Here is a 23306-nt window from a genome sequence, read left to right as displayed (position 1 = left end):
CATCATTCTTATTCGGCTGATTCGACGGCCGCGATCATCCGCACCACATCTACCGTTTCCGCCACATCATGGACACGCAATATACGCGCGCCTTTGACGGACGCCAGTGCAGCCAGGGCCAAACCGCCATACAGGCGCTCACCCACAGGCCGATTCAATGCATGCCCGATCATGCTCTTGCGCGAAACACCAACCAATAGCGGCCGGCCAAGTGCGTGCAGGGCTTCCATATGCCTGAACAAGCTTAGATTGTGCTGCAGCGTTTTTGCGAAACCAAAACCGGGATCGAGGATGATTCGCTCGGCCGGAATCCCCCCCAGCGCACATTGAGCCATGCGTTCCGCAAGGAATTCGCCTACTTCCCGAGTGACATCCTGATACTGCGGATTGTCCTGCATATCACCCGGCTCACCGAGCATATGCATGAGGCAAACCGGCAAGCCCGTTGCTGCCGCCGCATCCAGTGCGCCATCGCGCCGAAGCGACCGCACATCGTTGATCAAACCCGCGCCCAGCCGCGCAGTTTCGCGCATGACCGCGGGCGTCGAGGTATCAACAGAGATGATCACATCCAGCTCGCGATTGATCAGCTCGACGATGGGCGCCACACGCTCCAATTCCTCTAGCGGCGACACCGCCCGCGCACCGGGCCGGGTGGACTCACCACCCACATCGATCAATGTCGCGCCAGCCGCAACCATGACTTCGGCGTGGCGCAGGGCCGCGTCGAGCTGACTGTATCGGCCGCCATCGGAAAAAGAATCGGGAGTGACATTGAGAATGCCCATGACATGCGTATGGGCCAAATCAAGAACCCGGTTGCCGCAAGGCAACCGGGTCAGGGACTGTACAGAAGTCATTTCAAACCTTAAACGTCAGCAGCCGGACCGCCAATCGGTTTTTCCGGGCGCTCATCCTGAACCACTGGAGGCGGCGGCGTACCGGTGCCTCCGGACCAATCGCGAGGTTCACGCGGCGTACGACCGGCCATGATGTCGTCGATTTGCTCGGCATCAATCGTTTCGTACTTCATCAGTGCATCAGCCATGGCATCGAGCTTGTCACGGTTGTCCGTGAGGATCTGCTTGGCAGTACCGTAGCACTGATCAATGATGCTGCGCACTTCGGAGTCGATCAGTTTGGCTGTCTCACCGGAGAAGCTTGCAGCCTGACCACCACCGCCACGACCGAGGAATACTTCACCCTCCTCTTCGGCATACATCAACGGACCGAGTTTTTCCGACAGGCCCCACTTGGTCACCATGTTCCGCGCAATCTGGCTGGCACGCATGATGTCGTTGGAAGCACCAGTGGTCACACCATCGAAGCCGAGGGTCATTTCCTCAGCAATACGACCGCCATACAGGGAGCAGATCTGGCTGATCAACGCACGCTTGGAGAGGCTGTAACGATCTTCTTCCGGAAGGAACATGGTCACACCCAACGCACGACCGCGCGGAATGATCGAAACCTTGTAGACCGGGTCATGCTCAGGCACGACGCGCCCAACGATAGCGTGGCCAGCTTCGTGATAAGCGGTGTTCTGCTTCTCTTTCTCGGACATGACCATCGATTTGCGCTCGGCGCCCATCATGATCTTGTCTTTGGCCAGCTCGAACTCTTTCATCTCGACGATGCGCTTGCCGGCGCGAGCCGCAAACAGCGAGGCTTCGTTGACCAGGTTGGCAAGGTCGGCACCGGAGAAGCCCGGAGTACCGCGAGCGATAACGGCCGGAGCAACGTCGTCGCCCATTGGCACTTTACGCATGTGAACCTTGAGGATCTGTTCGCGACCACGGATATCCGGCAGACCGACCACGACCTGACGGTCGAAACGGCCCGGACGCAGCAATGCAGGGTCGAGCACATCAGGACGGTTGGTTGCAGCGATCACGATGATGCCGTCATTCATTTCGAAGCCATCCATCTCAACCAGCAACTGGTTAAGAGTCTGCTCACGCTCGTCGTGACCGCCACCCATACCGGCGCCACGATGACGACCGACGGCATCGATTTCATCGATGAAGATGATGCACGGCGCGTGCTTCTTGGCCTGCTCGAACATGTCACGAACACGGCTAGCGCCGACACCCACGAACATCTCGACAAAATCGGAACCAGAAATAGTGAAGAACGGTACCTTGGCTTCGCCGGCAATCGCCTTGGCCAGCAAGGTTTTACCGGTACCTGGAGGGCCGACCATCAGCACGCCGCGAGGAATCCGGCCACCCAGGCGCTGGAACTTGCCCGGATCGCGAAGAAACTCGACCAGCTCGCCGACTTCTTCCTTGGCTTCGTCGCAACCTGCGACGTCAGCCAGCGTGGTTTTCACCTGATCTTCGGACAACAGACGCGCCTTGCTCTTGCCAAAGCTCATCGGCCCGCCCTTGCCACCAGCGCCGCCCTGCATCTGGCGCATGAAGAACATGAACACCGCGATGATCACCAGGATCGGGAAGCTGGCCACCAGAAGCTGGGTCCAGATGCTTTGTTGCTCAGGCTGCTTGCCTTCGACCACAACGTGGTTGTCGACCAGGTCGCCAATCAGGCCATTGTCCTGGATCGCCGGACGAATGGTCTTGAAGCTGTCGCCATCATTGCGCTTGCCGGTAATCACATAGCCATCAACCGCTACGCGCTCGACCTTGCCATCCTTGACCTGCTGGATGAAGTCGGAATAGTTGAGGGTCTGCGGCTCGTTAGGGCTGGAGAAGTTGTTCATCACCGTCACCAGGACAGCCGCGATGATCAACCACAGGATCAGATTCTTTGCCATATCGTTCAATTAACTACCCTCTGAAGCAAGCTCCGCTACTGGCGCGCGCTTCGCATGATATTCACCGGCCTAACTTACTACATTACCTACAACTCTGGCAGGCGCCGTCTGTAACCCTTTGTGAAACACTTTCTACACAATATTCGCTTATGCACGCGAGGCGAAATACGAAAAACCTATCACCCCGCACAAAAACCTCGTTTTATTCACTGCGACCGCGGTAGCCCCAAGCCAACATGTATTGCTCGCGGGAACTGCCACGGGAAGAATCCGGCTTGATCATCTGGATCTTGTCGAATTTCTTGCGAGCGTCCTTCAGGTAGACATCGAACCCTTCGCCCTGAAAGATCTTGATCACGAAATTACCACCCGGCTTGAGTATCCGCTCCGCCAGATCGAGAGCCAGCTCGCAAAGAAACATGGCTTTGGGCATGTCCACTTCGGGCGTACCACTCATATTGGGGGCCATATCGGAAATCACAAGGTCCACTTGCGAATTACCCACAGCATCGAGGATCCGAGTAAGCACTTCGTCCTCGGTGAAGTCACCCTGGATGAAAGTCACGTCCGGGATGCTGTCCATTTCCAGGATGTCCGAAGCGATCAGACGCCCCTGACCACCGATCAGCCGGCTAGTGACCTGCGACCAGCCGCCGGGGGCTGCACCCAGGTCGACAACGCTCATGCCCGGACGGATCAGCTTGTATTTTTCCTGGATCTCCAGAAGCTTGTAACTCGCACGCGAGCGGTAGCCATCCTTCTGCGCCTGCTTCACATAAGGATCGTTGACATGTCTTTTCAGCCAACCAAGGCTTGTCTTGGAACGCGCCATTGGGCACCTCGATGATAAGGGTCGTGATTAATTGGGCGGATCCACGAACCCTCGGGTAAAATGGCCGCCATTTTACAGAATCCAGACGAAAGGGTCAGATTATGCCGCTCACTCCAGAGCAGAAGAAACAGTACAAATCCATTGGCCACCACCTGAAACCAGTTTTGACTGTGGCTGACAACGGTTTGACTGAAGGTGTGCTAGCCGAACTTGAACGCGCTTTGGCGGATCACGAGCTGATCAAGATCAAGCTCAACATTCTTGATCGCGAGTCGCGCCTGGCGCACATTGCAGAACTGTGCAAGGTCGGCAAGGCCGATCTGGTACAGGTCATCGGCAAGATGGCATTGGTTTACCGCAAGAACTTCAGCGTCAACAAGCAGCTGTCGAACGTTCATCGCTTCAAGTGATGACAAGGGTCAAGGGTGTGCTTCGCGCACCCTGCCACTCCATCCCGGCACCGGCTGCATCACCAGCACCAGCCCGGAAAATCCCAGAACCAGATAACTGAACACCTGCCAGCGCTGCGCATCCGGCCAGCCAACACGTACTGCGATAAACATCGCACACGCATATAACGCCATCAACAGCACTTGCCCGCGAAAATCCCGCCATAGACTGCCAAGGCCCTCGGCCTGTAACAGCACCAAAGCCTGAAAAATCACGCATGCGGCGGAAAAACCCACCACCAGCACTTCAAATGCACTGGCGACTTCATCGATCAGCAGTGGCGCCAGGCCAATCCTGCCCAACGCCGGCTGCAAACCGAAATGAATCAACCATAGACCGCCGACCCACAACATCTGGGTCAGTTGCCAAAGCATGGCGCCCGCATGTAGCGGGCGCCGGGTTTCAGATGTGACGGACTTCGACAATCTCGTACTCGATAACGCCACCCGGCGTTTTCACGGCAACCACGTCGCCTTCTTCCTTGCCGATCAAGGCACGGGCCAAGGGCGAACCGACCGAAATCTTGCCGAGTTTGAAGTCAGCCTCATCCTCACCCACGATGTGGTAAGTGACGCTTTCGTCAGTCTCGACGTTGGCGATTTCGACGGTGGTACCGAAGATAACTTTGCCGGTGTGAGGAATGGTCGTGACATCAATGATGACCTGATTCTGAATCCGGCCTTCGATGTCACGAATCCGCGCCTCGACCATGCCCTGCTGTTCGCGGGCGGCATGGTATTCCGCGTTTTCTTTCAAGTCACCCAACTCGCGGGCCGTCCCGATGTCCTGGCTCAGCTTCGGACGAACGACCTTGGTCAGGTGAGTATGTTCTTCTTCCAGGGCGCGAGCGCCCTGAACGGTCATTGGGTACTTGGTTATGCTCATGCCTTCAATCCTGCGTGTAGATCCTGCAAGCGGCGAACGGTCTTTTCCGGACCGAACTTCAGCGCTTCACAGATAGCTTCGCCCGCAGCAATGGTGGTGGTGCAGTAAATCTTGTGCTGCAAGGCATTACGGCGAATGGAGTAGGAATCGGCGATCGACTGACGGCCTTCGGTGGTGTTGATGATCAGGGTGACTTCGTCATTCTTGATCATGTCGACCACGTGCGGACGACCCTCGGTCACCTTGTTCACACGGCGCACTTTCAGGCCTGCAGCCTCGATCAGCTTGGCAGTACCGGCAGTGGCAACCACTTCGAAGCCCAAGTTGATCAGATCACGGGCCACGCCTGCAACCAGCGGCTTGTCATCGTCGCGCACGCTGATGAACGCAGTCCCGCCGGTCGGCAGCACTTCGCTGGCGCCCATCTGGGCTTTGGCGAATGCTTCACCGAAGGTGTCGCCGACACCCATCACTTCACCGGTCGACTTCATCTCTGGGCCGAGGATCGGGTCAACGCCAGGGAACTTGGCGAAAGGGAACACCGCCTCTTTCACGCTGTAGAAGTTCGGGATGATTTCTTTGGTGAAGCCGATTTCTTTCAGGGTTTTACCGGCCATCACGCGAGCCGCGATCATTGCCAGGGAAACACCGATGCACTTGGAGACAAACGGCACGGTACGGGAAGCGCGCGGGTTGACTTCGATGACGTAGATGTCTTCGCCCTGCAGCGCCAATTGCACGTTCATCAGGCCGACAACGCCCAACTCGAGGGCCATTTTCTTGACCTGTTCGCGCATCTCGTCCTGGATGTGCAGCGGCAGCGAGTATGGCGGCAGCGAGCACGCGGAGTCACCGGAGTGAACGCCGGCCTGCTCAATGTGCTGCATGATCGCACCGATCACGACATCAGTACCGTCGCAGACTGCGTCGACGTCCATCTCGATCGCGCAGTTGAGGAAGTGGTCGAGCAGCACCGGGCTGTCGTTCGACACTTTCACCGCATCACGCAGGTAGCGTTTGAGCTCTTCTTCTTCGTAAACGATTTCCATCGCCCGGCCGCCCAGTACGTAGGACGGACGCACGACCAGCGGATAACCGATCTTGCTGGCAGCACGGATCGCTTCGTCTTCGCTACGCACGGTGGCGTTTGGCGGCTGACGCAGGTTCAGGCGCTCAACCATTTGCTGGAAGCGCTCACGGTCTTCGGCGCGGTCGATGGCGTCAGGGCTGGTGCCGATGATCGGCACGCCAGCGGCTTCGAGGGCACGCGCCAGTTTCAGCGGAGTCTGACCACCGTACTGGACGATCACGCCTTTCGGCTTCTCGACGCGGACGATTTCCAGCACGTCTTCCAGAGTTACTGGTTCGAAGTACAGGCGATCGGAAGTGTCGTAATCGGTGGAAACGGTTTCCGGGTTGCAGTTGACCATGATGGTCTCATAGCCGTCTTCGCGCAGAGCGAGGGCAGCGTGAACGCAGCAGTAGTCGAACTCGATGCCCTGACCGATGCGGTTTGGACCACCACCCAGGATCATGATCTTGTCGCGACCGGACGGCGCGGCTTCGCACTCTTCCTCGTAGGTCGAGTACAGGTAAGCGGTGTCGGTAGCGAACTCGGCCGCGCAGGTGTCAACGCGCTTGTAGACCGGGAACACATCCAGCTTGTGGCGGTGAGTACGAAGGTTTTTCTCGGTGACGCCCAGCAGCTTGGCCAGACGCTGATCGGAGAAGCCTTTGCGCTTGAGCTTGAACATCAGGTCGCGGTCGATAGCGGACAGACCGAGGGTCTTGACCTTCTCTTCGTCCTTGATCAGATCTTCGATCTGCACCAGGAACCACGGGTCGATCATGTTCATGCCGAAGATTTCTTCGACGGTCATGCCCGCGCGGAACGCATCGGCCACGTACCAGATACGCTCGGCACCCGGCACGGTCAGCTCGCGCTTGAGCACGCTCATGCTTTCCGGGTTGCTCAGGTCGAGCTTCTCGTCCAGACCGCAAACGCCCACTTCCAGACCGCGCAGGGCTTTCTGCAGGGACTCCTGGAAGGTCCGGCCGATGGCCATGACTTCACCCACCGACTTCATCTGAGTGGTCAGGCGCGCGTCAGCTTTGGCGAATTTTTCGAAGGCGAAGCGTGGGAGCTTGGTGACGACGTAGTCGATGGACGGTTCGAAGGACGCCGGGGTCTTGCCGCCGGTGATGTCGTTCGACAGTTCGTCGAGGGTGTAACCCACAGCCAGTTTGGCCGCGACTTTGGCGATCGGGAAACCGGTGGCTTTCGAGGCCAGCGCCGAGGAACGCGATACACGCGGGTTCATTTCGATCACGACCATACGGCCAGTGTTCGGGCAGATACCGAACTGCACGTTGGAACCGCCGGTCTCGACGCCGATCTCGCGCAGTACCGCCAGAGAGGCGTTACGCAGAATCTGGTATTCCTTGTCGGTCAGGGTCTGTGCCGGAGCCACGGTGATCGAGTCACCGGTGTGCACGCCCATCGGGTCGAAGTTTTCGATCGAGCAGACGATGATGCAGTTGTCCTTTTTGTCGCGGACAACTTCCATTTCATATTCTTTCCAGCCGATCAGCGATTCGTCGATCAGCAGCTCTTTGGTCGGAGACAAGTCCAGACCACGGGCGCAGATTTCTTCGAACTCCTCGCGGTTGTAAGCGATGCCGCCGCCAGTGCCGCCCATGGTGAAGGACGGACGGATGATGCACGGGAAGCCCAGGGTTTCGAGAACCGCGTTGGCTTCTTCCATGCTGTGGGCGATACCGGAGCGCGGGCACGCCAGGCCGATGGATTTCATCGCCTTGTCGAAACGCGAGCGGTCTTCAGCCTTGTCGATGGTGTCGGCGTTGGCGCCGATCATTTCCACGCCGAACTTCTCCAGAACGCCTTCGCGCTCCAGATCCAGGGCGCAGTTCAAAGCGGTCTGGCCGCCCATGGTAGGCAACACGGCATCCGGGCGTTCTTTTTCGATGATCTTGGCAACAGTCTGCCACTTGATCGGCTCGATGTACGTGGCGTCAGCCATGTCCGGATCGGTCATGATGGTGGCCGGGTTGGAGTTCACCAGGATGACGCGGTAACCCTCTTCGCGCAGGGCTTTGCAGGCCTGGGCGCCGGAGTAGTCGAATTCGCAGGCCTGGCCGATAACGATCGGGCCAGCGCCGAGAATCAGGATGCTTTTAATGTCTGTACGTTTTGGCATGGGTTTGTCACTCAAATCCGCAGGTCAGTCGGCAAGCCGTCTTGATCGATTTCTGAAGTCTCGAAGGGGCCGCCGGGTTCGGGGCCGCCCTCGAGGGGCTTCTCTCTACAGTCTCAAGGCGAACGCTTAGCGTCGCTTGGCCATCTCGTTGATGAAGCGGTCGAACAGTGGGGCTACATCGTTCGGGCCCGGGCTCGCTTCAGGGTGACCCTGGAAGCTGAACGCGCTCTTGTCGGTGCGTTCGATGCCTTGCAGGGTGCCGTCGAACAGCGACTTGTGGATCGCGCGAACGTTGGCTGGCAGGGTCGCTTCGTCTACTGCGAAACCGTGGTTCTGGCTGGTGATCATCACAACGCCAGTGTCCAGATCCTGCACCGGGTGGTTGGCACCGTGGTGGCCGTGCCCCATTTTCAAGGTCTTGGCGCCGGACGCCAGAGCCAGCAGTTGGTGGCCGAGGCAGATGCCGAATACCGGAATTTCGGTTTCCAGCACGTCTTTGATCGCCTGGATCGCGTAGTCGCACGGCTCCGGATCACCAGGACCGTTGGACAGGAACACGCCATCCGGCTTCAGTGCCAGTACGTCAGCAGCCGGAGTTTGTGCCGGCACAACGGTGACGCGGCAGCCGCGCTCGACCAGCATGCGCAGGATGTTGACCTTGACGCCATAGTCGAATGCAACCACGTGGTATGGCAGCTCGGAAGCTTCGATGGTCGCGTGGCTGTCGGTTTTCAGATCCCAGACAGTCGAGCGCCATTCGTATTGCTTCTTGGTGCTGACGACTTTCGCCAGATCCATGCCTTTCAGGCCCGGGAAGCCTTGAGCAGCGGCAATCGCAGCTTCTTCGGAGATGTTGTCACCGGCCATGATGCAGCCGTTCTGTGCGCCTTTCTCACGCAGGATGCGGGTCAGGCGACGGGTGTCGATACCGGCGATTGCCACAACATTGTTGGCTTTCAGGTAATCGGACAGTGACATCGTGTTACGCCAGTTGCTCGCTACCAGCGGCAGGTCACGGATGACCAGGCCAGCGGACCAGACGCGGTCGGACTCGGCATCTTCCGGCGTGGTGCCGGTGTTGCCGATGTGCGGGTAAGTCAGGGTAACGATCTGTTGGGCGTAGGAAGGATCGGTAAGGATTTCCTGATAGCCGGTCATTGCGGTGTTGAACACCACCTCACCAACGGTTTGACCGTCGGCTCCAATGGCTTCGCCGCGAAAAATGCTGCCATCAGCAAGGGCAAGTATGGCTGGCTTAGTCAAGAAGACCTCCCGTAAATAACGCATGAAAGGGCGATCGCAGGTTGTAAAAAAGCGGAGTGACGTATGGACACGTCACCCCGCTTCTTCACTGAATTATTCTGCGCGCTTTTAGTGGACACACTAAAGCTGTAGCTTACAGAAAAAGGCTTTTTTGGTCCACCGCTAAAGAGCCTTAAAGGCCGGAGAATGCGACAGGACGTCGCCAAGCGGAGAAAAACCAGCGCAAACTGGGCGTTTGCGCCGGAATTTACAGCGATTCAACGCAGGTCGAGCACATCCTGCATGTCGTACAGCCCAGGCTCGCGGCCATCCAGCCACAACGCGGCACGCACCGCGCCCTTGGCGAAAGTCATGCGACTGGAAGCCTTGTGAGTGATCTCCAGGCGCTCGCCTTCGCAGGCAAACAGCACAGTGTGATCACCGACGACATCACCACCACGAACAGTGGCAAAACCGATGGTTTCACGCTCGCGCGCACCGGTATGACCTTCACGACCGTAGACGGCAACTTTCTGCAAGTCACGATCCAGCGCACTGGCAATGACCTCGCCCATGCGCAACGCGGTCCCCGACGGCGCATCGATCTTGTGTCGGTGATGCGCCTCGATGATCTCGATGTCCGCATCATCACCCAACACGCGCGCCGCCATGTCGAGCAACTTGAGCGACAGGTTGACACCAACGCTGAAGTTGGCGGCGAACACGATTGGAATTTCCTTGCCCGCCTCAACCAGCAACTGCTTCTGCGCCGCATCCAGACCCGTGGTGCCGATCACCATGGCCTTGCCCGCCTTACGGCAGAACGCCAAGTTCTTCAGCATCACTTCCGGAAGCGTGAAGTCGATCAACACATCAAACTCATCAGCGACCGCTTCCACATGACCGGACAGCGGCACACCAATTCGCCCCAGCGAAGCCAACTCACCGGCATCCACCCCGATCAGCGTGCTGCCAGGACGGACGACAGCGGCAGTCAAACCGGTCAGCGGCGCGCGCTGCTGCACGGCCTCAACCAGAATTTTGCCCATGCGCCCGGCGGCGCCCATCACTGCAATACGTCGCATGCCGACTCCTTACAAATCGCCGAAGAAGCGCTTCACACCGTCGAACCAACCGGTAGTTTTCGGGGAATGGCTATTGTCGTCTGCCAGAGAACTGCGGAACTCTTCCAGCAATTCGCGCTGACGACGGTTCAGATTGACCGGAGTTTCGACTGCTACACGGCACATCAGATCGCCCGCACCACCACCACGCACCGGCGCCACGCCTTTGCCGCGTACGCGGAACTGCTTGCCGGTCTGAGTACCTTCAGGGATTTTCAGCTTGACGCGACCGTCGAGGGTCGGGATTTCCAGCTCGCCACCCAGCGCCGCATCAACGAAGCTGATCGGCACTTCGCAGAACAGATGCTTGCCGTCACGTTGGAAGATGTCGTGTTCACGGACGTTGATGACCACGTACAGGTCGCCAGTCGGGCCGCCTTGAGTACCTGCCTCACCTTCGCCGGACAAGCGAATGCGGTCGCCAGTGTCGACGCCGGCCGGCACTTTGACCGACAGGGTTTTGTACTCTTCGACGCGGCCGTCACCGTGGCAGGAATCGCATGGATCGGAAATGATCTTGCCTTGGCCATGGCAGCGCGGGCAGGTCTGCTGCACCGAGAAGAAGCCTTGCTGCATGCGCACCTGACCGATGCCACCACAGGTCGGGCACGTCGAAGGCGACGAACCTTTCTTGGCGCCCGAACCATCGCACGGCTTGCAGTTGACCAGTGTCGGAACGCGAATATTCACGCTCGTGCCGCGCACCGCTTCTTCCAGATTCAGCTCCAGGGTGTAGCGTAAATCGCTGCCACGCTGAGCGCCGCCACGGGAACCACCGCGACCACCACCAAAGAAATCACTGAAGACATCACCAAAGATGTCGGAGAAGTTCTGACCGCCGAAACCTGCACCGCCACCACCCATGCTCGGGTCGACACCGGCATGTCCGTACTGGTCGTAAGCTGCACGCTTGCTGGAATCGGACAGCACTTCATAGGCCTCGTTGGCCTCTTTGAACAGTTCTTCCGATGCTTTGTCATCGGGATTACGGTCCGGGTGATGCTTCATCGCCAGACGACGATAGGCCTTCTTCAGATCCGCATCGCTTGAGCCACGCTCAACACCCAACACTTCGTAATAGTCACGCTTTGCCATAAGTCTTTGCACTCTTGAGGACGTCCGGCAAACCCCTCCTGAGGATCGCCAAACTCGCTGAGCCCCAATACAGGCCCGGACCCAACTCACGTCAATTCAACGATCCTGGTCTTTGATTCATGCGGTACTTTCGGCGCGAAAAGCAGGAGCATTTCCGGCCATACCACCAGCATTCGAACCTTGTCGCATACTGTAAAAATTCGCGTATTCCAGATACGCCAACGCGGGAGCAAGCTCCCGCGCGGCGACATCCTACCAGTCACCGCCTAAAGGCAGTCAACCGGCCGACCAACAACTTACTTGTGGTCTTTGACTTCTTCGAACTCAGCATCGACAACATCGTCAGGCTTTTCAGCTTTCTCGTCGTGCGGTGCCGCGCCTTCAGCTGGCTGGGCCTGCTCGGCGTACATCTTCTGAGCAACCGGAGCAGAGACTTTCGACAGCTCTTCAACCTTCGCTTCGATGGCAGCCTTGTCGTCGCCTTTAACAGCGGCTTCCAGAGCAACCACAGCAGCCTCGATCGCAGTCTTCTCTTCGGCGGAAACTTTGTCGCCCGCGTCAGCAATCATTTTGCGAGTCGAGTGAACCAGTGCATCGCCCTGGTTGCGGGCAGCGGCCAGTTCTTCGAACTTGCGGTCTTCCTCGGCATTCGCCTCGGCGTCACGCACCATGCGCTCGATTTCTTCGTCGGACAGACCGGAGTTGGCCTTGATCACGATCGACTGGGTCTTGCCGGTAGCCTTGTCTTTCGCACCAACGTGCAGGATGCCGTTGGCGTCGATGTCGAAGGTCACTTCGATCTGCGGCACGCCACGTGGCGCAGGTGGAATGTCAGCCAGGTCGAACTTGCCCAGGGACTTGTTCTGTGTGGCTTGCTTACGCTCACCCTGCAGGACGTGAATGGTCACGGCGCCCTGATTGTCGTCGGCAGTCGAGAACACTTGCGATTTCTTGGTAGGAATCGTGGTGTTTTTCTCGATCAGCGCGGTCATCACGCCACCCATGGTTTCGATACCCAGGGTCAGCGGGCTGACGTCGAGCAGCAGTACGTCTTTCACGTCACCAGCCAGAACGGCGCCCTGGATAGCAGCACCCATGGCAACAGCTTCGTCCGGGTTGACGTCTTTACGTGCTTCTTTACCGAAGAAATCGGTAACCAGCTTCTGTACCAGCGGCATACGGGTCTGACCGCCGACCAGGATCACGTCGTTGATCGCGCCTACGTCCAGGCCTGCGTCTTTCATGGCGATGCGGCAAGGTTCGATGGTGCGCTGAACCAGGTCTTCAACCAGTGCTTCGAGCTTGGCACGCGAGATCTTCACGTTCAGGTGCTTAGGACCGGTGGCGTCTGCAGTGATGTACGGCAGGTTGACGTCGGTCGACTGAGCAGAGGACAGCTCGATCTTGGCTTTTTCAGCGGCTTCTTTCAGGCGCTGCATGGCCAGCGGGTCACCCTTGAGGTTCATGCCGCTTTCTTTCTTGAATTCGTCAACGAGGTAGTCGATCAGGCGAATGTCGAAGTCTTCACCGCCCAGGAACGTGTCACCGTTGGTGGCCAACACTTCGAACTGGTGCTCGCCGTCAACTTCAGCGATCTCGATCACGGAAACGTCGAAAGTACCGCCACCCAGGTCATAAACGATCACAGTGTGATCGCCCTTGGCCTTGTCCATACCGTAAGCCAGAGCGGCTGCGGTTGGTTCGTTGATGATACGTTTTACGTCCAGACCGGCGATGCGGCCGGCGTCTTTGGTCGCCTGACGCTGGCTGTCGTTGAAGTAGGCCGGAACGGTGATCACCGCTTCAGTCACTGGCTCGCCGAGGTAGTCTTCGGCGGTCTTCTTCATCTTCTTCAGAATTTCAGCCGAGATTTGTGGCGGCGCCATTTTCTGGCCGTTCACTTCAACCCAGGCGTCGTTGTTGTCAGCCTTGACGATCTTGTAAGGGACCATCTGGATATCTTTCTGCACAACTTCTTCGTCAAAACGACGACCGATCAGACGCTTTACTGCGTACAGAGTGTTGTGCGGGTTGGTCACTGCCTGACGCTTGGCGGACTGGCCAACCAGGATTTCGCCATCGTTGGCGTAAGCGATGATCGACGGCGTGGTACGCGCGCCTTCAGCGTTTTCAATAACTTTTGCTTTGCCGTTTTCCAGCACGGAGACGCAGGAGTTGGTAGTCCCCAGGTCGATACCGATAATTTTGCCCATGTTCACTCTCCCGAAACTTTGGATTTGGATGCCGCAGCAGTGGTGGCTGACTGCGGTAGCACTTAAACGCTTGACTTCTAAATGGGGGCCTTGCGGCTAATTTCAAGCCTGCTCATCAATAGAAGGCGAAACTGGCGCTGGCGCCTTGCTGACCACGACCATCGCTGGACGCAGCAGACGACCATTTAGCTGGTAGCCCTTCTGGAACACCTTCAGAACACTGTTCGGCTCGACGTCGGCACTTTCCTGCATGGCCATCGCCTGATGCTGAACGGCGTTGAATGGTTCGCCATGCGGATCGATCGCTTCAAGCTGATAACGCTTGAGGGTGTCGTGGAACATCTTCAGGGTCAGCTCGATGCCTTCACGCATCGGACGGATGCTTTCGTCGTCCGGGTTCGACAGCTCGAGGCCGCGCTCCAGGCTGTCGACGATCGGCAGCAGGTCGCCGGCGAATTTTTCCAGCGCAAACTTGTGCGCCTTTTCCACGTCCTGCTCGGCACGACGACGGACGTTCTGCAGATCGGCAGCGACACGCAGAGACTGATCCTGCGCGGCGGCCAATTGCTCTTCGAGCGCTTGTACACGGGTCGCCAGGTCATCACCCGAACCCTCGGGCGCCTGATTGGCTTCTGGGTTTTGCTTATCTACTGTCTGTTCGTCAGCCATAGAATTCTCCTTTCAATATCGTCCGCGAGTTCGACTCGCGCTTCTGCCCCGATATATGGGGCCGCAAAATCAGGCTTCAAGGGCCCTCAACGATTAACCCTACAAAAAAGTGCCGCATTCTCATTCCTCGATGCACTAAGCAGAAATTGCGTTCAAGCAAATCGAGCTAAGGGAGGGCATTGTCAGCCTGAAACAAAACACTGTATAAATAACCAGACCTAAAGCCTGGGAGCGGCCTTTATGCTGGTGCACCTGTCCGTACATAATTACGCCATCGTTGAACATCTCGATCTCGAACTTGATCGCGGGATGAGCGTGATCACCGGGGAAACCGGCGCCGGCAAGTCGATCATGCTCGACGCCCTGGGCCTGACCCTTGGCGATCGTGCCGACAGTGGCGTGGTTCGCCCAGGCGCCGACAAGGCCGATATCCTCGCGACCTTCGATCTTGCCGACATCCCCGAGGCCAGCGCCTGGCTGGCCGAGCGCGACCTGGACATCGACGGCCCGTGCATCCTGCGTCGGGTCATCACGTCTGAAGGACGTTCTCGCGGCTATATCAACGGCACACCCTGCCCGCTTGGCGATCTCAAGGCCCTCGGCGAACTGATGATCGACATCCATAGCCAACATGAACACCAGTCTCTCCTGAAAACCGATACACACCGTCGCCTGCTGGACGAATACGCTGGCGCTACCGACCTGGCTCGCCAGGTGCAACTGGCTGCCCAGCGCTGGCGGCAGACTCGCCAAGAGCTGGAGCGCCTCTCCAACTCCGGCGATGAACAACGCGCCCGCCATCAACTGCTCAGCTACCAGCTCGAAGAACTGGAAAATCTCGGCCTCGGCGATAACGAACTCGAGCAGCTGGAGCAGGAACACAAAAACCTGACCAACGCCGAAACCTTGCTTGGCATTTGCCGGCAAGTCGTCGAGCAGTGCAGCGAAAGTGACTCCGGCAATGTGCTGAACGCGCTGACCGCCAGCCTCAATCGCCTGTCGAGCGTGAACAATTCCGTCGGCGCCCTGGGCGAAGCCAGCAGCTTGCTGACCAGCGCACAAATACAGGTTGAAGAAGCGGTCGGTGAACTCAATCGCTTCCTCGATAACTTCGATGCCGATCCTGCACGCCTGCAATATCTGGAAGAGCGCCTCGACGCTATTTACACGTTGGCACGCAAACACCGGATCCAGCCGACCGAAGTCGGGGAGATGCAGCAGAAACTGCTGGATGAAATCGAAAGCCTCAATGCCAACGACGAGTCCATTGAGCGACTGGGCGAAGAGCTGGCCTCCTATGCCCGCCACTATCAGGAAAAAGCGCGAGAGCTGAGTGATTTGCGCCATCAGGCTGCCGGCAGCCTTGCCAGTGCGGTGGAGCAAGAGATTCAGCGTTTGGGCATGCCTGGCGGTCGATTCACTATCGAATTACGCGCCAATAGCAGCGACGAACTGTTGCCCAACGGGCTCGAACAGGTCGAATTGCTGGTCAGCGCCAACCCTGGTCAGCCGCTGAAGGCACTGGCGAAAGTGGCATCCGGTGGTGAGCTGTCGCGGATCAGCCTGGCGATTCAGGTCATCACTGCGCAGACTTCGCGCATTCCGACACTGGTGTTCGACGAAGTAGACGTGGGCATTGGTGGGCCGACCGCTGAAATTGTCGGCCAATTGTTGCGCCGGCTCGGTGAACGCGGGCAAGTGCTGACCGTGACGCACTTGCCGCAAGTGGCAGCGCAGGGGCATCAGCATCTGTTCGTGCACAAAGTACGCGGCGAACAGGCGACGCATACAGCCGTCTCCAAGCTGAGCAAGAACGACCGTATAGAAGAAGTGGCGCGAATGCTGGGCGGCATCGATCTGACCAAAGAATCTTTGGCTCACGCCAAAAAGATGGTCGTTACCGCAAAAGCTTAAATTAAAGGCACAGCAGAAAGCACGAAGGCGACCCACGGGTCGCCTTCGCTCGTTTCGCGAACCTGAAATTCGCGCGACATGCTTACTTTTTCTTGCGTACGTACAGCACCAGGTTGTGATCCACCAACTCGACACCGTGCTCGTCGGCAATTGCCTTCTGGAGCTTTTCGATTTCAACGCTGACGAATTCGACAACCTCACCGGTTTCCACGTTGACCATATGGTCGTGGTGTCCACCGTCGGCCAATTCGAAAACCGCGTGGCCACCGTCGAAGTTGTGACGGACCACGAGGCCAGCCGCTTCGAACTGGGTCAGAACACGGTAGACCGTGGCCAGACCGACGTCCTCGCCAGCTTCCATCAACGCCTTGTAGACGTCCTCGGCACTCATGTGACGCTGCTCGGTAGAGTCGAGCATTTGCAGGATCTTGACCCGTGGCAGGGTCACTTTGAGGCCGGCTTTGCGTAGTTCGCTATTTTCAACCATGGTCAGCTTTCTCGCGATGCTGCTTCGCAGCTTCTCTTAATGCGGGTATGATCGGCGTTTACGTTGTCCCAGCCAAGATAGTGGAAGTCGCCCACCGATGCAAAACACCAAGCTCTTGCTAACCAGTTTCACCTTTGTGGGACTGCTCGCACTCGCCGGTTGTTCATTCCCCGGGGTTTACAAAATCGACATCCAGCAGGGCAATGTCGTCACGCAGGACATGATAGACCAGTTACGCCCGGGAATGACCCGGCCGCAAGTACGGTTTATCATGGGCAACCCTCTGCTTGCCGACACGTTCCATGCCGATCGCTGGGATTATCTGTACAGCCTGCAACCGGGTGGCGGTGAACGCCAACAGGAACGCGTCAGCGTTATTTTCAACTCTAACGACCAGCTTGTCAGCCTGTCCGGTGACTTTATGCCGGGCGTCAGCCGTGACGAAGCCATTCTCGGCAAGGACAGTGGCACGACCGTGACCGCTCCTGCTGAAAACGCCGAGAAGCCAACACCGGAAAAACCGGTCAAGCCAGGTTCCTTGCTGGATCAGATCCAGAAGGACGTCGATGGTGTAGAAACCGTTCCGGTTCCGACACCAGAGCCGCTGGACACCTCGCCGCAATAATTTGCGACGCAATAAAAAACCCGGAAATTCCGGGTTTTTTATTGCCTGTCGTTGAGCCAGCCTACTGACCTCGAGCTTTCGCCGCGGCAGCCTTGGCTGCACGCAGGCGCCGCACTTCTTTCGGATCAGCGAGCAAAGGGCGATAAATTTCAATGCGATCCCCTGCTCGAATCAGGCGAACCTGTGGATCGGCAATCACTTTGCCGAAGATTCCCAACGGACATTCAGTCAGATCAAGCTCCGGAAACTCCGAGCCAATCCCGGACTTGATCAATGCCTCACGCACAGTAGCCCGCTCGGGAACACTGACTGCACGCAAGACCTGACGATCAACGGCCGCATACACGACCTCTATCTCGATCACCGCCTCAACCATGCATCTGCTTCGCGCGCTGACAGAACGCATCCACCAGCGTATTCGCCGCCTGATTGAACAGCGGCCCCAGCGTGGCACGCACCAAAGGGCCCGCGTAGTCGAACGACAGATCCAGACTGATCTTGCAGGCCTTCTCGTTCAACACCTTGAACACCCAGACGCCATGCAATTGATTGAACGGGCCCTCTTCGAGGTTCATCTCGATCGACTGCCCCGGCACCAGCGTATTGCGCGTCACGAAATGCTGGCTGAGACCGCCCTTGGCCACGCCAACACTGGCGCGCATATGCTCCGGCGAACTTTCCAGCACTTCAGCGGACGAGCACCACGGCAAGAACTCCGGGTAACGCGCCACGTCGTTGACCAAGTCGTAGAGAAACTGGGCCGGGTAAGGCAGCAATGCTGATCGTTGAATATGTGTCGTCATGTAAGCGTTACTTCCAGAGCTGAGCGGCAAACACTACAACTATGCCGATAGGCGCCACGTAGCGCATCAAGAACAAGGACAGGGCAAACAGTGCCGGGTTACGGATCGACAACTCGTCACGCACCGCTTCACGCCCCATGACCCAACCGGCGAACAACACGAAACAAAGCCCGCCAAGCGGCAACATGATCCGCGAGGTAAAGAAATCGACCACGCCAAAGAAGTCCAGACCGCTCTGTGCCCCCCACTGGTAGAGATGGAACACCCCGCCTTCGTTCACGAAAAATTTGGCTTCCTTCCAAATATTGAAGGAGAAAACAGTACCCAAACCTACGAACCAGCAAATGAATGCGAGCCAGAAGGTCACCCAGGCACGGCTGATTTTCGTGCGTTCAACCAGATAGGCAACCATCGGCTCCAAAAGGGAAATCGCCGAACTCCAGGCAGCAATCGCCACCAGAACAAAGAACACCACGCCCATCAGTTGACCGAAAGCCACGTTACCGAAAGCAAATGGCAGACTGACGAACATCAGACCGGGACCTTCACTAGGGTTCAGTCCACCGGCGAACACAATCGGAAACAAGGCCAGACCGGCCACAAGCGAAACGAAGGTATCCAGCAGCGCCACGCCGACCACCGTACCGGACAACGACGTGTTCTTCGGCATATAAGCACCGTAGATCATGATCGAGCCAACGCCGACGCTCAGCGAGAAAAACGCGTGCCCCATGGCTGGCAGCAGACCGTCGAGGACTTTTTCCGGGTGGAAGTCGAACATGAAATGCACGCCTTCCATAAAGTGCCCGGTGGTCATGCTGTAACCCAGCAGCACCAGCACCATCACAAACAGCAGCGGCATCATGATGCGCAGGCTGCGCTCAAGCCCGGCAACCACGCCTTTGGCGATCACCACAGCTGACAGCAGCATGAAAACTGTGTGCCAAAGTGTCAGGCGCCACGGATCGGCGATGACATTGCCAAAGTAGGCACCGACCTGTTCGGCTGTGGCCCCCTGGAAGTCGCCACGGCCCATATCGACGATGTAATCCAGCGACCAGCCGCCCACCACACTATAGAAAGACAGGATCAACAATGCCGTGATCATCCCGGCAAACGCGCCCCACGACCACTTGGTCGAGTGCCCGGCTTCCAGCGCCAGCACCTTCAAGGCATTCGCCGGACTCTGCCGGGCGCGCCGGCCGATCAGGGTTTCAGCGAGCATGACCGGAACGCCGATCAGCGCGATGCACGCCAGAAACATCAGCACAAAGGCGCCGCCGCCGTAGACCCCGACCATGTAGGGGAACTTCCAGATACTACCCAGTCCCACGGCCGAACCGGTCGCGGCGAGTATGAAAACCCAGCGGCTAGCCCAACTGCCGTGGACAGAAACCTTGTCTGTCGACATCGTTTATCACGCCCAAGCGTTAGAAAAAGAGGCCGCATTGTCCGGGATTCACTCAACCTGCTCAAGCACGCAGCATCACCGTAGCCGAAGGCCGTTTATCTCCATATAATGCCGCCCCTATGGCTAAACAGAAGAAACACCCAACAGGGACCATCGCGCAGAACAAAAAGGCGCGACACGATTACTTCATCGAGCATAAGTTCGAGGCTGGTCTGGTCCTGGCCGGCTGGGAAGTAAAAAGTCTGCGGGCAAGCAAGCTGCAACTGGTCGACAGTTACGTGCTGCTCAAGGATGGCGAAGCGTGGCTGCTCGGCAGTCACATCACGCCTCTGATGACCGCCAGCACCCACGTCATCGCCGACCCGGTGCGCACGCGCAAATTGCTGCTAAACCGCCGCGAGCTGGAAAAGCTCGCCGCCGCTGTGCAGCAAAAGGGTTACGCCTGCGTATGCCTGTCCTGGTACTGGAGCAAGCACATGGTCAAGTGCGAGATCGCTCTGGGCAAGGGCAAGAAGGAATACGACAAGCGTGACACCGAGCGCGAGCGCGATGCCGGTCGCGAGCTGCAGCGTGCGGTGCGCAACAAGGGCAAGGAAGACTGACCTTCCACCCTTGAAAGCAAAGATCGCAACCTGCGGCAGCTCCTACACTGGGATTCGTAATCCTCTGCAGGAGCTGGCGCAGGCTGCGATCTTTTGCTTTTAAAAAGCTACATCCCCTTGCGCCGCTCAGCCCGAGCCATGCGCTGAACTTCTTGCCGCACCTCTTCGAGCACTTCCTGCACATACAAAATGTGTCGACTGGAAACTTCCCGCGCCTGCTCCGCACGCCCTTCGATAATCGCCAGATACAATTCACGATGCTGCGTGATCAGCATGTCGCGGGTTTCCGTGCGCTGTTTGTACATCCCGCCGATGTTGGTTACGACGTTACGCTTGAGCAGATCGAACAACCCACGAATGGTGTGCAGCAACACCGCGTTATGACTGGCCTCGGCAATCGCCAAATGAAATTTCGCATCCGCCGCCCCCTCTTCCGCCCGGCTCACTTCGTCGTGACGCGAATAGCAGTCCTGTAACTCTTCAAACGCGGCAGTCAGGCGCTCCCGATCCACATCAGTGGCGCGCAATGCTGCGTAATAGGCACACGATGCCTCCAGAGTATGGCGAAATTCCAGCAAGTCACGCTGCGCCTCGGGATTGCTTTCAAGCAATTGCAGCAGTGGATCGCTGAACGTCGAACCCAGACTCTCCACCACATAATTGCCGCCACCCTGACGGCTGACCAGCAGACCTTTGGCCGCCAGTTTCTGAATCGCTTCGCGCAATGACGGACGTGATACGCCAAATTGCTCGGCCAGCGTGCGTTCCGCCGGAAGCCGCTCACCTGACTTAAGCGTGCCCTCGAGGATCATCCCCTCGAGTCGCTCGACAATATCGTCAGACAAACGGCGCTGACGTATCTGATCAAACCCCATAACTCATTTCTCCACGATCCCGACCGCTCGCCGGGGCCTCTATTCTGGCCTATCGGCGCCTTGGCCACACCTACCAGAAGACACCCGCCCAAACCGGATCAGATGGGATCTGCACCGCTCATTCGACGAAAGTTTCAGGGCGACAAATTGACACACCTGCATCAAGGCTTTTACCCTAGCCAACAGCGCTTGTAAATTGGTCTTACCAATTATCCAAATGCGCTGACAGTGCCTGACCAACAACAATTAGGGGCCACCCCATATGCAAACCTGGCAACAGCTCTACAGCCCGCTCGGCAGTCTCGGCGTTTCCGCACTCGCGGCCGTCATCCCCATCGTTTTCTTCTTCCTCGCCTTGGCGGTGTTTCGTCTCAAGGGCCATGTGGCCGGCAGCATCACGCTGGCCTTGTCGATTGCCGTGGCGATCTTCGCGTTCCAGATGCCGGTCGACATGGCCTTCGCCGCCGCTGGATATGGCTTCGCCTACGGCCTGTGGCCGATTGCCTGGATCATTGTCGCGGCGGTATTCCTGTACAAACTGACGGTCAAAAGTGGTCAGTTCGAAGTTATTCGCAGCTCGGTACTGTCGATCACCGACGACCAGCGCTTGCAGGTATTGCTGATCGGTTTCTGCTTCGGCGCGTTCCTTGAAGGTGCCGCCGGCTTCGGCGCGCCGGTGGCGATCACCGCCGCCCTGCTTGTCGGACTGGGCTTCAACCCGTTGTATGCCGCAGGTCTTTGCCTGATCGCCAACACCGCACCGGTTGCCTTCGGCGCACTGGGGATTCCGATCATCGTGGCCGGTCAGGTGACGGGAATCGACGCATTCAAGATCGGCGCGATGACCGGCCGTCAACTGCCGCTGCTGTCGTTGTTCGTGCCGTTCTGGCTGGTGTTCATGATGGACGGCATGCGCGGCGTGCGTGAAACCTGGCCGGCCGCACTGGTCGCGGGCCTGAGCTTTGCCATCACTCAATACTTCACGTCGAACTTCATTGGTCCGGAACTGCCTGACATCACATCGGCGCTGGCCAGCCTGATTTCCCTGACCTTGTTCCTCAAAGTCTGGCAGCCGAAACGCACCGCAGGCGCGCAAATCGCCGGCGCCACATCCAGTGCAGCGATTACCGCCAGCGTCGGTGGTTTCGGGCAGAAACGCACCACCGTGGTTTCGCCTTACAGCCTCGGGGAAATTTTCAAAGCCTGGTCGCCGTTCCTGATCCTTACCGTACTAGTGACGATCTGGACCCTAAAGCCCTTCAAGGCCATGTTCGCCGCCGGCGGGTCGATGTATGCGTGGGTGTTCAATTTTGCGATCCCGCACCTTGATCAACTGGTGATCAAGACTGCACCCATCGTGGCCGCGCCAACCGCGCTTCCTGCCGTGTTCAAACTCGACCCGATCTCTGCGACGGGCACAGCGATTTTCTTCTCTGCGCTGATCTCGATGCTGGTGCTGAAGATCAACTTCAAAATTGGTCTTACCACTTTGAAAGAGACCTTCTACGAACTACGCTGGCCGATCCTGTCGATCGGCATGGTGCTGGCCTTCGCTTTTGTCACCAACTACTCCGGCATGTCTTCGACCATGGCCCTGGTACTTGCGGGTACCGGCGCAGCATTCCCGTTCTTCTCGCCGTTCCTCGGTTGGCTGGGCGTGTTCTTGACGGGCTCGGATACCTCGTCCAACGCCCTGTTCAGTTCGCTGCAAGCGACCACCGCGCACCAGATCGGCGTCAACGACACTCTGTTGGTCGCCGCGAACACCAGCGGCGGCGTGACCGGCAAGATGATCTCGCCGCAATCGATCGCCGTGGCCTGCGCTGCGACCGGTCTGGTGGGCAAGGAATCGGATCTGTTCCGCTTCACGCTCAAGCACAGCCTATTCTTTGCAACGATTGTCGGCCTGATCACTTTGGCTCAGGCCTACTGGCTCACCGGCATGCTGGTGCACTAAACCTACAAGCAACACGGAAATAACCGACGCTGGTTCGTGATTCCGGCGTCAGCAATTCACAACCCGGTCTGTAAGGCTGCTGAAAGCAACGCTCTTTATATTCAGCAGCCGCAACAGACGGATAACCG

At 57.9% G+C, this 23306-nt stretch carries 21 protein-coding genes; 5 read left to right on the top strand and 16 right to left on the bottom strand.

The genetic code is table 11. From position 1 onward, the window contains the following. Nucleotides 1-8: 8 nt before the first annotated feature. From folP to rlmE, 3 genes are all read right to left on the bottom strand, one after another. Complete coding sequence (gene folP / locus PSH79_RS03835; protein WP_305441322.1) at nt 9-860, bottom strand: dihydropteroate synthase; 852 nt, start codon at nt 858-860, stop codon at nt 9-11. 8 nt (nt 861-868) lie between these two features. Beyond that, nucleotides 869-2776, bottom strand: a complete 1908-nt coding sequence (gene ftsH / locus PSH79_RS03830; protein WP_103303205.1) for an ATP-dependent zinc metalloprotease FtsH — start codon at nt 2774-2776, stop codon at nt 869-871. A gap of 202 nt (nt 2777-2978) precedes the next feature. Then, nucleotides 2979-3608: a 23S rRNA (uridine(2552)-2'-O)-methyltransferase RlmE gene (gene rlmE, locus PSH79_RS03825; protein WP_305441321.1), complete on the bottom strand. Its 630-nt coding sequence runs from the start codon at nt 3606-3608 to the stop codon at nt 2979-2981. Between the two features lie 101 nt (nt 3609-3709). On the opposite strand from rlmE, the gene PSH79_RS03820 reads away from it, so the two are divergent. Further along, the gene (locus PSH79_RS03820; RefSeq protein ID WP_003221534.1) at nt 3710-4018 is read left to right on the top strand and encodes a YhbY family RNA-binding protein; all 309 of its coding nucleotides are present in this window, start codon (nt 3710-3712) and stop codon (nt 4016-4018) included. 9 nt (nt 4019-4027) lie between these two features. Here the strand turns inward: PSH79_RS03820 and PSH79_RS03815 are convergent, their stop codons facing one another. The 8 genes from PSH79_RS03815 to grpE all read right to left on the bottom strand — a co-directional run bounded on the left by PSH79_RS03815 (nt 4028) and on the right by grpE (nt 14504). Continuing rightward, complete coding sequence (locus PSH79_RS03815; RefSeq protein ID WP_305441319.1) at nt 4028-4432, bottom strand: MFS transporter; 405 nt, start codon at nt 4430-4432, stop codon at nt 4028-4030. A gap of 28 nt (nt 4433-4460) precedes the next feature. Next, nucleotides 4461-4937, bottom strand: coding sequence for a transcription elongation factor GreA (gene greA / locus PSH79_RS03810; protein ID WP_064387939.1), 477 nt, complete (start codon nt 4935-4937; stop codon nt 4461-4463). A 2-nt stretch (nt 4938-4939) separates the two neighbouring features. Continuing rightward, a complete protein-coding gene (gene carB / locus PSH79_RS03805; protein ID WP_305441318.1) occupies nt 4940-8161 on the bottom strand; it encodes a carbamoyl-phosphate synthase large subunit in 3222 nt (1073 codons plus the stop codon). A gap of 126 nt (nt 8162-8287) precedes the next feature. Beyond that, nucleotides 8288-9424 carry a glutamine-hydrolyzing carbamoyl-phosphate synthase small subunit gene (gene carA, locus PSH79_RS03800; RefSeq protein WP_187676710.1) on the bottom strand — a complete coding sequence of 379 codons (1137 nt, stop codon included), beginning with the start codon at nt 9422-9424 and terminating at the stop codon, nt 8288-8290. Between the two features lie 257 nt (nt 9425-9681). Further along, complete coding sequence (dapB, locus tag PSH79_RS03795) at nt 9682-10488, bottom strand: 4-hydroxy-tetrahydrodipicolinate reductase (RefSeq protein WP_305441316.1); 807 nt, start codon at nt 10486-10488, stop codon at nt 9682-9684. Nucleotides 10489-10497: 9 nt separating this feature from the next. After that, complete coding sequence (gene dnaJ / locus PSH79_RS03790) at nt 10498-11622, bottom strand: molecular chaperone DnaJ (protein WP_038357478.1); 1125 nt, start codon at nt 11620-11622, stop codon at nt 10498-10500. A 296-nt stretch (nt 11623-11918) separates the two neighbouring features. Then, nucleotides 11919-13835 carry a molecular chaperone DnaK gene (gene dnaK / locus PSH79_RS03785; RefSeq protein WP_305441315.1) on the bottom strand — a complete coding sequence of 639 codons (1917 nt, stop codon included), beginning with the start codon at nt 13833-13835 and terminating at the stop codon, nt 11919-11921. A 102-nt stretch (nt 13836-13937) separates the two neighbouring features. Beyond that, the gene (grpE, locus tag PSH79_RS03780) at nt 13938-14504 is read right to left on the bottom strand and encodes a nucleotide exchange factor GrpE (RefSeq protein WP_305441314.1); all 567 of its coding nucleotides are present in this window, start codon (nt 14502-14504) and stop codon (nt 13938-13940) included. Between the two features lie 240 nt (nt 14505-14744). Here grpE and recN point away from each other — a divergent pair, with 240 nt between their 5' ends. After that, nucleotides 14745-16418, top strand: coding sequence for a DNA repair protein RecN (recN, locus tag PSH79_RS03775; protein ID WP_187676706.1), 1674 nt, complete (start codon nt 14745-14747; stop codon nt 16416-16418). An 82-nt stretch (nt 16419-16500) separates the two neighbouring features. Here recN and fur read toward each other — a convergent pair whose 3' ends face one another. Beyond that, nucleotides 16501-16905, bottom strand: a complete 405-nt coding sequence (gene fur / locus PSH79_RS03770; protein ID WP_187676705.1) for a ferric iron uptake transcriptional regulator — start codon at nt 16903-16905, stop codon at nt 16501-16503. A gap of 97 nt (nt 16906-17002) precedes the next feature. Between fur and PSH79_RS03765 the strand changes: the two genes are divergently transcribed. Beyond that, nucleotides 17003-17530, top strand: a complete 528-nt coding sequence (locus tag PSH79_RS03765; RefSeq protein WP_187676704.1) for an outer membrane protein assembly factor BamE — start codon at nt 17003-17005, stop codon at nt 17528-17530. A gap of 61 nt (nt 17531-17591) precedes the next feature. Here PSH79_RS03765 and PSH79_RS03760 read toward each other — a convergent pair whose 3' ends face one another. The 3 genes from PSH79_RS03760 to PSH79_RS03750 are packed head-to-tail and all read right to left on the bottom strand — an operon-like array spanning nt 17592 to nt 19744. Then, the gene (locus tag PSH79_RS03760; protein ID WP_305441313.1) at nt 17592-17906 is read right to left on the bottom strand and encodes an RnfH family protein; all 315 of its coding nucleotides are present in this window, start codon (nt 17904-17906) and stop codon (nt 17592-17594) included. After that, nucleotides 17899-18333 (bottom strand): type II toxin-antitoxin system RatA family toxin, encoded by a 435-nt coding sequence (locus tag PSH79_RS03755; protein WP_016986510.1) that lies wholly within the window; start codon nt 18331-18333, stop codon nt 17899-17901. Before PSH79_RS03755 ends, PSH79_RS03760 begins: the two co-directional genes overlap by 8 nt. A 7-nt stretch (nt 18334-18340) precedes the next feature. Next, entirely contained in the window at nt 18341-19744 is a 1404-nt protein-coding gene (locus PSH79_RS03750) for a sodium-dependent transporter (protein WP_305441311.1), read from the bottom strand. Between the two features lie 119 nt (nt 19745-19863). On the opposite strand from PSH79_RS03750, the gene smpB reads away from it, so the two are divergent. Beyond that, nucleotides 19864-20346, top strand: coding sequence for an SsrA-binding protein SmpB (gene smpB / locus PSH79_RS03745; RefSeq protein WP_007915208.1), 483 nt, complete (start codon nt 19864-19866; stop codon nt 20344-20346). 107 nt (nt 20347-20453) lie between these two features. Here smpB and PSH79_RS03740 read toward each other — a convergent pair whose 3' ends face one another. Then, nucleotides 20454-21221: an FCD domain-containing protein gene (locus tag PSH79_RS03740; RefSeq protein ID WP_007915207.1), complete on the bottom strand. Its 768-nt coding sequence runs from the start codon at nt 21219-21221 to the stop codon at nt 20454-20456. Between the two features lie 262 nt (nt 21222-21483). Between PSH79_RS03740 and PSH79_RS03735 the strand changes: the two genes are divergently transcribed. Then, nucleotides 21484-23178 carry a lactate permease LctP family transporter gene (locus PSH79_RS03735; RefSeq protein WP_305441309.1) on the top strand — a complete coding sequence of 565 codons (1695 nt, stop codon included), beginning with the start codon at nt 21484-21486 and terminating at the stop codon, nt 23176-23178. The last annotated feature ends 128 nt before the right edge of the window (nt 23179-23306 follow it).

The sequence above is a fragment of the Pseudomonas sp. FP2196 genome, assembly GCF_030687715.1.
Lineage (GTDB): Bacteria > Pseudomonadota > Gammaproteobacteria > Pseudomonadales > Pseudomonadaceae > Aquipseudomonas.
The sequence above is the reverse complement of the archived record's forward strand: the minus strand, read 5'-3'. Positions and strand labels throughout refer to the sequence as shown.